This is a genomic window from Kyrpidia tusciae DSM 2912 (assembly GCF_000092905.1).
GTDB lineage: Bacteria > Bacillota > Bacilli > Kyrpidiales > Kyrpidiaceae > Kyrpidia > Kyrpidia tusciae.
On the sequence record NC_014098.1, the window covers coordinates 827,848 to 841,979 of the forward strand.

The window sequence follows — 14,132 nt, forward strand, 5'->3', positions numbered from 1 at the left end:
AACGGAAAAATAATTCGGGCAACGGGAGAGAGGCGCATGGGCATTCTGTGGTGTTCCTGGGAAGAGCTGCGCACCAGAATGCGGCCGGTTTCGCCGGATACCGCGCTCCCCGACGCGAGCCTATCGGTGTACTCGGAAGAAGTGGATTTTGACGAGCTCGCCGAGGCCTGTCGGTCGGGGGAGCCCGTGGCGATTTATAAAGATGGGCAGTGGGTGGGGGTCTTGGGCCCCCGGGAGTTCACCGATCTCCTTCTCGATCTTTGCTGGAGCCAGCGGGCATTTTTTGAACAGGTGCTGGACATTGTCCAAGAGGCGGTGACCGTGATCGATCGCCGGGGGGTGGTCCGGGGTTGGAGCCGAACGGCGGAGCAGATCTACGACATCCCGGCCCAGCGGATTCTCGGGCGGCCCATTGACCGGTTTTTCCAGCCCGAGGCCCTGGCGGTTCTGCGGCTTCTCCGTGATCCCAAACCTGTGCGCCAAGTGTACCACGCTCCCCGGGAGAACACCCATGTGCTTCTTTCCGGCGGTCCGGCGAGGGTGGACGGGCAGATGGCTGGGGCGGTGGCTTCGGAAAAGGATATCACTCAGTTGGTGCGGATGCATCAGGAGTTGCAGCGGACGTATCGCCAGTGGATGGCGGATCAACAGTTGCGGCACGGCGATCGCGATCCCTTTGACACGATCAAAGGGGGGTCGCCCGACCTTCTGCATGCCATTCGCCTGGCCAAAAAGGTGGCGCCCACCGACGCTACGGTTTTGTTGCAGGGGGAGAGCGGGGTGGGGAAGGATCTGTTTGCCCAGGCGATCCACGCGGCGAGCCGGCGGAGTGCCGGCCCGTTTATCGCCCTGAACTGCGCAGCCATCCCGGGGCCTTTATTTGAGAGTGAATTGTTCGGTTATGAAGGGGGCGCCTTCACCGGCGCGGACCGATCCGGGCGCCCGGGGAAGCTGGAGCTCGCCCACGGGGGGACGCTCTTTTTGGATGAGATCGGGGAGCTGCCCGTGGAGCTTCAGGCGAAGTTCTTGAGGGTTCTCCAGGACCAGACCTTTTATCGCATCGGCGGCACGAAGCCGATTCAGGTGAACGCCCGAATCATCGCGGCGGGGAACCAGCCCCTGGAGGATCTGGTGGCCAAGGGCCGGTTTCGGGAAGACCTGTACTATCGGCTGAATGTAGTCCGGATCTTCATCCCGCCCCTAAGAGAGCGACTGGACGACATCCCGGTGTTGGTGGAGACATTTTTGGAAGATCTGTGTGCGGCCTATGGGCGGCCCGCCCCGCACCTCGAGCCCGATTTTCTGGTTGCGTTGATGCGCCATCCCTGGTCCGGCAATGTCAGGGAACTGCGGAACGTGTTGGAGCGCCTGGTGGTCACGGTGGAAGACGAATCGTGGAACAGCGGTCACCTGGCCGCGCTTTTGCGGCCGGGCGACCCCGGGGCGGAACCGCCGGGAACCCCTCATCGCCCGGGTCTTCGCCCCAATGCCGGGCGAACGAAAGGGGAGTCGATTCTCGAGGCGCTGCGAAAGACGGGTGGGAACAAGGCGGCCGCGGCGAGGCTGCTCGGGATCTCCCGGGGAACCCTTTACAACCGCCTGCGATCCCTGGGTCTCGACCCCCGAGCCTTCGATTCGGCGATGGGCCTGGGAAGGTGGAGGAGGTAGGGGCAGGAAAAATATGGATATGTCGAAGGGGGAGGGGGGTGTTTGTCCACCTTTTGCGGAACTCGGTGTCCACCGGGGGTGTACTCACGTTGGAATTGCGAAATAAATAAGATTAAAGGGGAAACGGAAATATAGGTGGGGCTGGCGGTGAAAGGTTGGCGGCAGGAAAAGCAACGGGGAGGTTGTTGATGTGGGCAGCAGTTTAGAGCGGTGGATGAGGTTCCTGTCGGCGGAGACGCGAGAAGAGATGGAGGAGTTGACGAAGGAAGACCCAATGATCCGGAAGGCGCTGACGACGCTGGAGTCCTTGAGCCAGGATCCGGAGATACGCCGGCTGTATGAAGAGCGGGTGAAGTGGTTAGAGAGACATTCGGCCGACATGGAGGGCGCGTGGCAGGCGGGTAGCGAAGAAGGGATGAAACAAGGAAGAGAAGAGGGGCGCAAAGAGGGTCGGGAGGAAGGCTATCTGGCGGCGAAACGGGAGATGGCCCGATCACTTCTGCGGATGGGAGATAACATGAACAAGGTGCTTGAGATAACAAAGTTACCGAAAGAAGAGGTTGAGGCGATCCAAAGGGAGTTGGAGGGCGATCGGTGAGGGCTGGCCATGCGTAGCATGGTCGGGCTTCATGCGATCATTCGCGTCATCCCGGGCGGTAAAAGGGCGGCCAAAAGTGGGTATCGGACTGTGCAAAACAAGGTGGCCGACGAGCGTACCGGTGTCATCGTGTATTTGCCGCCGGAACCCCGGGATGTGCCCACCTTGATGGAAGACCTCGTGGCATGGGTGAATCGACCGGAGACCCGGGACATTCCGGCGCCGATTCAGGCGGGCATCTTTATCTAGCAATTTTTGACGATCCATCCGTATGTCGACGGCAATGGGCGGACGGCGCGGGCCTTGGCAACCTACCTTCTCAGGCAACACGATTTGTGGTTGAAAGGTCTTTTTGTTCTGGAGTCTTATTATGACCGAAATTTGGAAGGCTACTACAAGAATCTGCAGATGGGGCTTCCTCATAATTACTATTTTGGGCGAAATGATGCGGACCTGACGCCCTGGCTGGATTTTTTTATCGAGGGGTTGGCGGAAGTATTTCGAGAAGCCGCGGAGCTGGTTCGCAGAAAAAGTCTGTCGTTCATGGCGGTGGAGCCGGATCTGCTGCGGCGGTTGGATCCATCTCAGCGGGTCGTTTTTGCGCAAATGGCGTTTCGAACCCCCGTCTTGACCACGAGCGATCTTGCAAAATTGCTGAATTTGCGGGACCGGACGGTGCGGGAGAGGCTGAAACGGTGGATCGCCGAGGGCTTTCTCCGGCCGCGGGATGAACACGCCAAGCGCATTCGCTCTCTGGTCTTAACCGAGGGCTACGAAGAGCTGGCGAAGGCGGTTCGAGAGGATCCCGAGCGGTATCGCTATCTGCTGGGGGATTGATGCGGGACGGGGGATGGGGGGCCTGTGAAAACGTCCCGTGCTATACTATACTCAACGTCGATATGAGATGTGGTCGCATGTTTCGCAAGCACCAACACCAGGTGTCGTTTGCAGATGCGGACAATTGGTTGGCCAAAACCCCTCCCAACTCCATCTGGCATCGTTTTCGCACATGGGCGCAGGAGAACGGATGTGATTCGAGTGAATCGATACCTCTTTAAGCCGAACTGGGATCTTCTGGAACTGAACGCCCTGGAGATGGACCGCGGACTGGTTCATTTTTTTCGTTCTGTGTATGAACTGAACGACCATGACGTTGTCGAGGTCGAATTCGTCAACGGCAGGGGCGTTTCCCGAAAACTGAAAGTCAACATGGCGGACAGGCTGCTTCAGGGGCGGGGCATCAAGGGCTTGTTTACCCCGTACGAAGGGGCGGACTACCTGTTTATCGAAGCCGGTCCGGATGGAACAATCCGGGTGTCCGATTGGTCCGGCGGCTCCGACGGGTCCGGCGAACTCGCGGCTTCTGCGATCCAACCGGACGTCACCCAACGGACGGCTGCCGTTCTGTCCGCCATGAGCCAGATGAAGCGGCAGGAGCAGGTGTGGTTCGACCTGTACGACGCGGCGAAACAGTTCGCCGTCTCCCGCGTGGACGACTTGATCTGCCTGCCCCACATTCGGGAACTGGAACCCTTCGAGTATCAAATCAAGACCGTGCAATCGGTCATGCACCAGTTCAAAGGCCGGGCGCTGCTCTGTGACGAGGTGGGACTGGGCAAGACCGTCGAGGCGGGGATCTGCATGATGGAATATATCATGCGGGGATTGGCGAAGAAGATTCTCATTCTGGTCCCGCCTTCTCTGATCAACCAGTGGCATGAAGAAATGAAGCGCAAGTTTAACCAGGACTTCATCCGCTCCGACGATCGCGCGTTCATCGCTCTCGGCGAAGAGGCCTGGAGAAGATACAACAAGGTCATCGCCTCGCTGGCCACGGCCAAACGCCCCAACCACCGCCGGGTCATCTCCGACATTCATTACGACCTCATCGTGGTGGACGAGGCGCATCATGTCAAAAACCGCAATTCTGTCGCCTGGCAGTTCGTCAACAGCCTGAAGAAAAAATACATGCTGCTCCTGACCGCCACGCCGGTGCAGAACAGCCTGGAGGAACTGTATAACCTGATCACCCTGCTCAAGCCCGGACAATTGAAGACCTATTCGCATTTCCGTCGCCATTTCGTGGTGGACAACCAGGGCGTCGAGGTCAAAAATGCGGACAAGCTCCGGGCCCTGCTGTCCGAGGTCATGATTCGCAACCGGCGCAGCAGCGTCGACGTCAAGTTCACCAAGCGGCAAGCCCATACGAAAACCGTCCGGTTGTCGGAACCGGAACAACGGCTTTACATCGACCTCAGCCGTTTTATTCGCGTTCATTACACGGATGATCATCCCGTTTTTTCGCGCTTTCTGCTCAAAAGCATGCAGGAGCAGATGGGCAGTGCGTTCGCCTCGGTGTTGGGATCATTGGAAAAACTCTCCACGCACCCCGGCCTGGGTCCGGATGACAAGCGGGCTGTGACGGAATTCGCCGAACGCGCCGCCGAGATTGCCGCAACGGAAGGGGAGCAAAGCGCCAAAGTTGCGGAACTCATCCGGATCCTGTCGGCATTCGGCGATAAGATGATCGTATTCACGAAATACCGCGCCACCCAGGAGATCCTGGTCCGGGCCCTGCGCCGGCGCGATTTTCGCGTGGCGGAGTTTCACGGCGGGCTCACCCGGAAAGAGAAAGACCGCGAGGTCGCCTATTTTCGCGAGGAAGCCGATGTGCTGGTGAGCACGGAGGTCGGAGGTGAAGGGCGCAATCTGCAGTTCTGCAACGGCATGGTCAATTTCGACCTGCCCTGGAACCCGATGGCCATCGAGCAGCGCATCGGCCGCATCCACCGGATTGGACAAACCCGGGACGTATTCGTGTACAATTTGGCGGCCCTCCATACGTTGGAACATCACATGTTGGATGTCCTCGACCGCAAAATCAACCTGTTCGAGCTCGTGGTCGGGGAAGTGGACATGATCCTCGGCGACATCGCAGAGAGCGAGGACTTTTCCGACCTGGTGATGAATGCCTGGGTCCAATCGGAAGATGAGGCCGCCGTGCAGCGCGAAATGGAACGGATCGGGGAACAGTTGCTGAAGAATAAACATCAACTGGAGCGCGTCAAGGAGCTGGATGAGCGCCTGTTCTCCTGATTGAAGGTGGGGGAAGACCGGATGGAACTGCAAAAATTGGTCACGACGGCCATCGAGGCGATGGGCGGGATCGTGGTGCCGGTGGAATACGCCCTTTGCCAGGTCGTCGTTCCGGAAGAGTACAAAGATCTGTTTCAGGGCAGGGATGAGCTGGAGGTGGCGTTTGATTTCGAGGTGGCGGAGGAAAATCCCCAAGCGGAGTTTGTCACCTTCGGCAGCTATCTGTTCGATCAGATCATGGGGTTTGTTCGCCGGCAGGCGGTGAGCACCGTTTGGTTTGCCGACATCGATCCCCCCGCACTGTCGGGCCCCTTGGACAAGATCCGCCGTTTCATGGCCGAAGAACGGGGGACTTTGACGCTGCGCAGCGAACGCCCCGTGATGGGAGCATGGGCGGTGTTTTCGTTTCGGATCGGCTATGTTTCGGACGAGAAAGAGGAAGAATTCTGCCGGGTATGGGTGGACATGACCCGAGGGGCCCTCGATGAAGACATGGGCAGAAGCGCGGATGGGGTTCCCTATGCGGACACGCCTGTGCACGCCCTGCCGGTGGTCGCGCGAACCGATGTCCCGGGTGCGTTCCGCCTGGCGTTGGAGCAGGTGACCGAGGTGGGGCAGCGAGGACGGCTGCAGCGGGTCAGGCAGGCGGAACTGGAGCGGGAGAGAAAGCGCATCGTCGACTACTATGACGAATTGAGCCGGGAGATCGTCAAACGGACCGGGCGTAAAGGACTGACGGAAGAAAAGCGAAAAGAATTGCTGGACAAGGCCCGATCCGTGGAGTTGGAGCGGCAGAAACAACTTGCGGAAATCGAGAAAAAATACGACATCCGCGTCGAGCCGGTTCTCGACCACGGCGTCGTGGTGATGGCCCCGTTGTTGGAATATGTCGTGTCCATCTCCGAGCGGCGGGTGGAGAAAGAGGTCACGCTTTATTACAACCCGATCCTGAAGCGGTTTGCTCTAGTCCCGGGCGACCGTCCATGAAAGGGACCGTTCTGCCGGGCCGAGCAGGGTGATTCTGGCGATTTTGGCCGTCGACAGGACTGTGTGGATGATGGGTCCTGTGCGCGGGGTCCATCTTGTTGTATCGAGTTCATTTGACGGAGGTGTTGCGGGGTGAGCCGAAAACCGCCGCAAGTTCGGGAAGAGCCCGTCACGTATGAGCAATACGCGGCGCTTCCCGATGACGGATACCGGTACGAGCTGGTCGACCAACGCCTGGAGCCGATGAGTCCGGCCCCGTCGACCATCCACCAGCTGTTCGTGGCAGCGCTGAGAGACGTGCTGAACGGCGAGTGCGGGAGAGACTATCTTTTGATTTTGAGCCCCATTGATGTGGTGTTTTCGGACCGCGACGTCCGCCAACCGGATCTCGTTGTGGTGCACCGGGACCGCATGGACATTGTGAGGCTGCGGGGGATTTTCGGCGTGCCGGATCTGGTGGTGGAGGTTTTGTCTCCAGGCAGTTTTCAACGCGATCGCGTCGAGAAGTGGGCGACATATTCGAAATACGGTGTGCCGGAATATTGGGTGGCCGATCCGGTGAACGGGACCTTGGATCAGTATGTGTGGAGTCGTGATCAGTTATCGCTATCAAGAGTGTACGAAGCCGACGAGTGCGTGTCTTCCGAACGACTCCCGTGCGTGAAGTTCACGATGGGCGACCTGTTGCGAATTCTGCCGAAATTGCCCGAATAAGTTAGGCCGCGGGGAGACGAGGTCTGTTACTGTCCCGCCGGCGGAATGGCGCCTATTGAGGCGTCGGATCCACGGCGATCCCATGGGATTCGAGCCACCGGATGATTTGTCGGCGATGAGCTTCGTGCTCAAAGTCAAACCAGCGTTCCCGTTCCTCCGGGTAATCGGCCAGCACGTCTTTGAAGTGTCGGAACGGTTTCCGGCCCGACAAGGCGCGCTCCAGCCGGCGTCGGATGGTGAAGGCGCTGACGGTATCGGCGAATTCGGCCATCAGTTCGTAGGCCTCGTGGGATTCGATTTGGGGGATCCGCAGGTATGTTCGGCCCAATCCGGCGTCGAGCTTCTTTTCCAATTCCTCGATGTATTCATCAGTCCCGTAAACCACCGGATCGAACCATGTCACAATCTCACCGCTGGTGACGTTTAAAAAATGTTGGCGTTCCACCCCGTTGTCAGCATATGCGTCGCACAGTTCATCGAGATTTAAGTTTGGAATCCGCTTCATGATTCACCGCCCCTCTCGGAGAGTCTGCCTCCGGTCCATGTCCAGGCTCACGATCTACTGTATAGAGTAGCTTCTCGCCGCCGATCTTTCAATGGTTCTAAAAGGCGACAAGGGGAATCCAGCCCGCAGGAATTGCCGTGCGGTTGTCGAATTGTTCTTTGGATACGCTTCAGGAAGGAGTGGGCCGGTTGACGGACGACATGTTGGAAGCCATGTATCCCTTGTGCCGTGATTTTGAAACCTTTATGGACTATGTGGGCCGGAGTGAGGTGGCGGTATCCAAGAAAAACCAGTGGCTTTCTCGCAGGGTGTTGTACGAACTCAATGGGCTGGTCAGCCGCCCCGAACCGGGTGCCACGCCGAATAAGGACCAAATTTCTTATCCTCTGTTACATTTGTTGTACCATCTCGGCCGTGCAGGGCGCTTGCTGCAAGTGGAGGCGCACAAGGCGAATCGGTGGATCCTGAAGCCGACGGAGCGGTATGAGCAATATCAACAGTTGAGCCTCGTAGAACAGTATATCTTTCTGCTGGAGACGTTTTGGGTGGATGTGAACTGGAGCGATATGGTGAGGGACACCAGGATGTGGGAGTTGCCTCCGCTGGACAGCACGTTTCGTGTACTGCTGCGTCTTCCGAGTGATCGAGTCAGCCGGCTGGCTGCGGATGACGACGGGGACGACAACACAGAGCGGATCCGTTATTTGCTGTGGTATATGGGTGAGTTTGTAGATTATTTTGCTGCCTTTGGATTCTGGACGTTTGAGGAGGACAAGGAGGAAGGGCGATATAAGGGGCGAATCGCCGTTGCAGCGATTACGCCCACGCCGCTGTTTAAGAAGATCGGGCCGGTGTTGTTACAGGAGCGCCCTTTGCAGTTGTGGAACTCGGCGATGCGCCGGGAATTCGGGGGATGGGCGGAGCGGCCGAGGCGGCTGGTTCGTAAGGTTCCCGAGGTGAAATCTTCGCCTTTTTATGAACCCTTTGTCCGCTTGTTTCCAAACGGCGAGCTCCAGCGGAGCCTGCCGCGGGAACCGCGAGGTTTCCAAAACGGGATTTATGTCTTCCAGGTTTCTCTGAGCCGCAGTTGCTGGCGAACGATCGCGGTCAGCGCCCGGCACACGGTGGAGGATCTGCATCGCGCCATTCAACGAGCTTATCGGTTCGGCGACGACCATTTATATTCATTTTTTCTCGATGGAAAAAAATGGTCTTCCCAATCCGTGAATTCACCCTACTCGGACCAAGGGCCCTACGCCAACGAGGTCCTGATCGGCGAGTTGAACCTCCTCCTTGGGCAGCGGATTCTTTATCTGTTCGATTACGGCGACGAATGGACATTTGACGTTCTGTTGCGAGAGATTCGCCCGGGAGGGGATCTGGTCAAGCCGGAGATCATCGAAACACGCGGGGAAGCGCCGGATCAGTACACGTACTGGGAGTGATTCGGCAATAAGGAGCACATCGGTGTCGCCAGGCGACCCTGGATTGCGGCCGGTCCAGGGTGCCGGGCGTGGTCGGTGGCAGCACCCGCGGGGACCGGGTCAGGGTTCTTGCGGCTCAGGGGGTGCGGGGTGACCCGAACAGGCGTCGGGAATCGTGGGTGAGGGAGGAGCCGATGGACATCCGGATGCCGTTCCCGAGTTCTTTTGGATTCTTCAATATGTACCGACCGAGGAGCCGGCTTTCGGGCGTGCCTGAATTCACGGCCTGGATAAAGGCGTCCATGACCGACTGCGGGACCGCGGCGCGATCCTGGACCAGGTGAATCTCACTGCTAACCGGGAGAGGCTTTCCGTCGAGAGAAGCGGTGTGGGCGCCGACGCGAACCAACAGCCGGTGACCTTGTTTCTCGATGATCGCCGTTTGGCCGGCTTCGTCCCAAGTGACGAGAGCTCCTTGGGCTTCCGCGGCGGACCGAAGCGGGACCTCGGCGTCCGCACCGACAGCGGCGGGTGGGAACAACAGCATCACCGTCGTGACGACCGAAGTCGCGATCGGAATTGTTCGCCGGGGGATGAAAGGAAAAGGCATGGTCAGTTCCTCCTTATCAATCGGAAAAAAGTTTTTATCTCTTCGGATGAATGTACCGCAGCGGCATGAACGGATGGATGCCCAGTGCAAAAAAAAAAAAAAGGCCGCCGCGAGACTCCGCTAAAAAGACTCGCGACGGCTATGAAAGGCGGATTTCATGACTCCCCGCGTTCGACGGCGTTCCACTCCTCGTCCGTAAAGGCCCTGGATCGGGTGAGAAACCGGAGACCTTCCGGACTCTCTAAAGAAAACCCGCTTCCCCGTCCCGGCACCACGTCGATAATCAGTTGCGTGTGCCGCCAGTACGCGTACTGGGACTCGCTCATATAAAAGGGACACCCGCCGATGTCGCCCAAGTACACGTCCCGGGTGCCGACCTTGAACTCCCCGAGCGGGTAACACATCGGGGCACTGCCGTCGCAACACCCTCCCGACTGATGGAACATGAGCGGACCGTGAAGAGATTTGAGCTTTTCGATCAGCGTTAGGGCGGCCTCTGTCGCCACGACCTTCCGGGTATCCATGGCCACGTTCGCCCTCCTTTCCGAAAACCCGCGACCGGGTCTAGAACAGGCCCAAACCTCGGGTACTGTAGCTGATCAACAGATTTTTCGTCTGCTGATAATGTTCCAGCATCATCTTGTGGTTCTCGCGGCCGAAACCGGACTGCTTGTATCCGCCGAACGCCGCATGAGCCGGATACTGATGATAGGTGTTCACCCACACCCGGCCGGCCTGAATGCCGCGGCCCATCCGGTACGCCGTATTGATGTTCCTCGTCCATACGCCCGCACCCAGCCCGTACAGCGTATCGTTCGCGATTTCCAAGGCGTGGTTCGCATCTTTGAACGAAGTCACCGACAGAACGGGTCCAAAAATCTCCTCTTGAAAGATACGCATTTTGTTGTGGCCGGCAAAAATCGTCGGCTTGACATAATAACCGCCGGCCAAATCTCCGGGCAACTCGTTGCGTTCGCCTCCCAGCAGGAGTTCCGCCCCCTCCTGTTTGCCGAGGTCGATGTACGACAGGATCTTTTCGAGTTGATCCGTCGAGGCCTGGGCGCCGATCATCGTTTCCGTATCCAAGGGATTGCCCTGCTTGATCGCCTTGGTGCGTTCGATCGCCCGCTCGAGAAACGGATGGTAGATGCTCTCCTGGATCAGAGCCCGGGACGGGCAGGTACACACCTCTCCCTGGTTGAGGGCGAACAGTGCGAAACCTTCCAGTGCCTTGTCGACAAATTCGTCTTCCCGGTCGAGGACATCTTCGAAGAAGATGTTCGGCGACTTGCCGCCCAGTTCCAGTGTCACGGGGATGATGTTCTCGGAGGCGTACTGCATGATCAACCGACCGGTGGTCGTCTCCCCGGTGAACGCCACTTTTCGGATCCGCGGATTCTGGGCGAGCGGCTTCCCGGCTTCCACCCCGAACCCGTTGATCACATTGACCACTCCCGGAGGAAGGAGATCCCCGATGAGTTCCATGACCACCATGATGCTGGCCGGGGTCTGTTCCGCGGGTTTTAGCACGATGCAGTTGCCCGCAGCCAGAGCCGGGGCGAGTTTCCACGCCGCCATGAGGATGGGAAAATTCCACGGAATGATCTGGCCCACCACGCCGATGGGCTCATGAAAATGATAGGCCACCGTGTCGTGATCGATCTCGCTGATCCCCCCTTCTTGGGCGCGAATCACCCCTGCGAAATACCGGAAATGGTCGATGGCCAGGGGAATGTCGGCCGCCAGAGTCTCGCGGACGGGTTTGCCGTTGTCCCACGTCTCCGCGACCGCCAACATCTCCAGGTTGGCTTCCATGCGGTCGGCGATCCGGTTCAGGATCTCTGCCCGCCGGGCCACCGGCGTGCGGCCCCAGGTCTCTTTGGCCGCATGGGCCGCGTCAAGGGCCAACTCAATGTCTTCCGCCGTGGATCGCGCCACTTCGCAGAATGGCTTGCCGTTGACCGGAGAGATATTGGGAAAATAGTTTCCCTTCACCGGCGGGGTCCATTTGCCGCCAATCCAGTTGTCGTATCGGCTCTTGAAACTGACCTTGCTGCCGGGACGCCCGGGCTGTTCGTAAATCACGGTCTCATACCTCCTCCGTCGAGTGTCGTTTTCTTACCAAGCAAGATTCTTGCCAGGGGCTGAAGACGAACGACCCCGGTCTTTTCGGGATGGAGAACGACGGCCCGGCGGCACCTCCTGCGCCAATCCGGCGCACATGTTCCATCTTGGCACAGCGGAGAACGGGTCCATCTCACACCCATGAATCCCGGTCGACGTCCCCGGATCCGAGCGATCGACGGTATATGAATTCTGTTATAATTATGATTGAGCCCCTCTGGAGGTGGTCGCGGTGTGCGCACGGAATTTGATCCTTCGGGACTCTTGGTGGCGAAGCTGGGAGTACGGCGTCGAGACCGACGTCCTGGTGGAAGACATCCTTGAGCCCCCGCAGCTAAAAATTCTCAAAGAAGAAAAAGAGCAACTGCTGCAAGTCGTCACTCCGGCGATGGAGCGGCTTCACGGATGGGTGTACTCCCAGCACGCGACCGTCATGGTTTCTCACGTGAACGGCTATATCCTCTACAGTGTCGGCGATCCGAAGTTTATGAGCGATGCCCAAAAGATCCATTTAAAAGAAGGGGCCGGCTGGTCGGAGAGATCCCGGGGAACCAACGCGATCGGCACGGCCGCCGCGGTTCGCGAGCCCGTTTCGGTGGTCGGCGGCGAACATTTTCTTGAACGAATCGGAAAAGAGCAGGGAATCCCCGACCTCAAATTGTCCCCGGCCGTCAAACGAATGATGGAAGAATATCCTTGGCCGGGAAACGTGCGGGAACTGTATGCGGTGCTGCGCCAGGCTGCATTTTTTGCTGAGGGCGGCGAAATCCGGATCGAACATTTGCCGGTGCACATGGCGGACCGGCAGAAAAAGGGCAAGCCTCGGCCGGATGGGCACTTGGACGACCCGCCGTCCCTGCGGCAGGTGGAATATGAGGCGATCCTGGATGCGCTCCGGTCCACCGACGGTAATATGACCCAGGCCGCGCGTCTCCTGGGAATTGGGCGCAATACCCTTTATCGCCGGTTGCGAAAGTTGGGCGGGAAGTGACAGATGCTCCTCATGACTGCCCGTGCCCGATTCACCGGTCGATCTCTGTTCGTATGTTCGCGAATCAGGCGAATAAAAGGGGGTCCGAAGCGCAAAACAAGTGGAAAGCGGGGAGACCGGACGGCCTCCTTTCGCATGTTCGCGAAAAAAAGGAGGGGCGGCTGCAGACCGCGAGGCGCAGATGTCGCTGTCATTGTCAATGGTACATCCGGACCTTGAATGGCTCGTTTTTCCGCTGTAGGATGGGGCAGAGACAACCTGCTGTCAGCCGCCCGCATTCCGGGGCGCACCTCCCAAAAGGGACCGAACCTTTGAGAAGGAGAGGATTGACATGAAAGCTCTGGTGTATCATGGCCCGGGACAGAAAAGTCTGGAGGACAAGCCCAAACCGAGCGTGCAGCAGCCCACCGACGCTGTTGTAAAAATTTTAAAAACAACCATTTGCGGAACGGATCTTCACATTCTGAAAGGGGACGTGCCGGAGGTTGCCGACGGCCGGATTCTCGGGCACGAAGGGGTCGGCGTCGTCGAAGAGGTGGGTGAGAGCGTCGCCAATTTTAAGGTCGGCGACAGAGTATTGATTTCCTGCATCACCTCCTGCGGCAGATGCGATTATTGCAAACGGGGCATGTATTCGCACTGCGAGAACGGCGGCTGGATTCTGGGCCACCTGATCGACGGCACCCAGGCGGAATACGTGCGCATCCCCTACGCCGATACGAGCCTCTACCCGCTTCCGGACGGCGTCGAAGAAGAGGCCCTCGTCATGCTGAGCGACATTTTGCCGACCGGCTTCGAATGCGGCGTGCTCAACGGAAAGGTCCAGCCCGGCGACACGGTGGCCGTGGTGGGGGCGGGTCCCGTCGGACTGGCGGCCCTCCTGACCGCTCAGTTGTATTCCCCCTCGGAGCTCATCATGGTCGATCTCGACGACAATCGCCTGGAGGTCGCGAGGCGATTCGGGGCGACGAAGACGGTCAACAGCGCAGACGGGCGCGCCGTGGAAAAGGTCATGGAGTTGACGGGCGGCAGAGGGGTTGACGTGGCCGTCGAGGCGGTCGGCATCCCCGCCACCTTCGACATTTGCCAGGGCATCGTGGCGCCGGGCGGCTGCATCGCCAATATCGGCGTGCACGGGAAAAGTGTGGACCTTCACCTGGAGACCCTCTGGTCCCACAACATCACGATCACCACCCGGCTCGTGGATACGGTGACCACCCCCATGCTGCTGAAAATGGTCCGGGCGGGCAAACTCCGGCCGCAGCAGCTCATTACCCATCGCTTCCAATTGGACGAGATCCTGAAGGCCTACGACGTTTTCGCCAACGCCGCCCGGGAAAAAGCCCTCAAAGTGATCGTGAGCAACGAGTGAGGCGGGCGAGCCCCGGCCGGCCCGGGGCTCGCAACTGCTCAAT

General features: G+C 58.8%; 14 protein-coding genes. 10 read left to right on the forward strand and 4 right to left on the reverse strand.

Translation table 11 applies throughout. From position 1 onward, the window contains the following. Positions 1–36: 36 nt before the first annotated feature. The 7 genes from BTUS_RS04215 to BTUS_RS04240 all read left to right on the forward strand — a co-directional run bounded on the left by BTUS_RS04215 (position 37) and on the right by BTUS_RS04240 (position 7,063). On the forward strand, positions 37–1,668 hold the full coding sequence (locus BTUS_RS04215; RefSeq protein ID WP_013074881.1) for a sigma-54 interaction domain-containing protein: 1,632 nt from the start codon (positions 37–39) through the stop codon (positions 1,666–1,668). Positions 1,669–1,858: 190 nt separating this feature from the next. After that, positions 1,859–2,266, forward strand: coding sequence for an Rpn family recombination-promoting nuclease/putative transposase (locus BTUS_RS04220; RefSeq protein WP_052300540.1), 408 nt, complete (start codon positions 1,859–1,861; stop codon positions 2,264–2,266). Positions 2,267–2,275: 9 nt separating this feature from the next. Continuing rightward, complete coding sequence (locus BTUS_RS18795; protein ID WP_245543363.1) at positions 2,276–2,515, forward strand: hypothetical protein; 240 nt, start codon at positions 2,276–2,278, stop codon at positions 2,513–2,515. Between the two features lie 6 nt (positions 2,516–2,521). Further along, positions 2,522–3,103 (forward strand): Fic family protein, encoded by a 582-nt coding sequence (locus BTUS_RS18805; RefSeq protein WP_052300542.1) that lies wholly within the window; start codon positions 2,522–2,524, stop codon positions 3,101–3,103. Positions 3,104–3,304: 201 nt separating this feature from the next. After that, on the forward strand, positions 3,305–5,362 hold the full coding sequence (locus BTUS_RS04230; protein ID WP_052300709.1) for a DEAD/DEAH box helicase: 2,058 nt from the start codon (positions 3,305–3,307) through the stop codon (positions 5,360–5,362). Between the two features lie 21 nt (positions 5,363–5,383). Next, positions 5,384–6,349, forward strand: coding sequence for an OmpH family outer membrane protein (locus tag BTUS_RS04235; RefSeq protein ID WP_013074883.1), 966 nt, complete (start codon positions 5,384–5,386; stop codon positions 6,347–6,349). Between the two features lie 132 nt (positions 6,350–6,481). After that, complete coding sequence (locus BTUS_RS04240; protein WP_013074884.1) at positions 6,482–7,063, forward strand: Uma2 family endonuclease; 582 nt, start codon at positions 6,482–6,484, stop codon at positions 7,061–7,063. A 52-nt stretch (positions 7,064–7,115) separates the two neighbouring features. Here the strand turns inward: BTUS_RS04240 and BTUS_RS16680 are convergent, their stop codons facing one another. Further along, on the reverse strand, positions 7,116–7,568 hold the full coding sequence (locus BTUS_RS16680) for a UPF0158 family protein (RefSeq protein WP_013074885.1): 453 nt from the start codon (positions 7,566–7,568) through the stop codon (positions 7,116–7,118). A 137-nt stretch (positions 7,569–7,705) separates the two neighbouring features. Here BTUS_RS16680 and BTUS_RS04250 point away from each other — a divergent pair, with 137 nt between their 5' ends. Beyond that, positions 7,706–9,013, forward strand: a complete 1,308-nt coding sequence (locus BTUS_RS04250) for an IS1096 element passenger TnpR family protein (RefSeq protein ID WP_013074886.1) — start codon at positions 7,706–7,708, stop codon at positions 9,011–9,013. A gap of 115 nt (positions 9,014–9,128) precedes the next feature. Here the strand turns inward: BTUS_RS04250 and BTUS_RS04255 are convergent, their stop codons facing one another. The 3 genes from BTUS_RS04255 to exaC form a co-directional block, all read right to left on the reverse strand. After that, positions 9,129–9,602, reverse strand: coding sequence for a copper amine oxidase N-terminal domain-containing protein (locus BTUS_RS04255; protein ID WP_013074887.1), 474 nt, complete (start codon positions 9,600–9,602; stop codon positions 9,129–9,131). Positions 9,603–9,757: 155 nt separating this feature from the next. Beyond that, positions 9,758–10,126, reverse strand: coding sequence for a DUF779 domain-containing protein (locus tag BTUS_RS04260; protein ID WP_041304952.1), 369 nt, complete (start codon positions 10,124–10,126; stop codon positions 9,758–9,760). Between the two features lie 40 nt (positions 10,127–10,166). Further along, entirely contained in the window at positions 10,167–11,687 is a 1,521-nt protein-coding gene (exaC, locus tag BTUS_RS04265) for an acetaldehyde dehydrogenase ExaC (RefSeq protein ID WP_013074889.1), read from the reverse strand. Positions 11,688–11,958: 271 nt separating this feature from the next. Between exaC and BTUS_RS04270 the strand changes: the two genes are divergently transcribed. Beyond that, positions 11,959–12,717 (forward strand): helix-turn-helix domain-containing protein, encoded by a 759-nt coding sequence (locus BTUS_RS04270; protein WP_013074890.1) that lies wholly within the window; start codon positions 11,959–11,961, stop codon positions 12,715–12,717. Between the two features lie 331 nt (positions 12,718–13,048). Next, complete coding sequence (locus tag BTUS_RS04275; protein ID WP_013074891.1) at positions 13,049–14,089, forward strand: zinc-dependent alcohol dehydrogenase family protein; 1,041 nt, start codon at positions 13,049–13,051, stop codon at positions 14,087–14,089. The last annotated feature ends 43 nt before the right edge of the window (positions 14,090–14,132 follow it).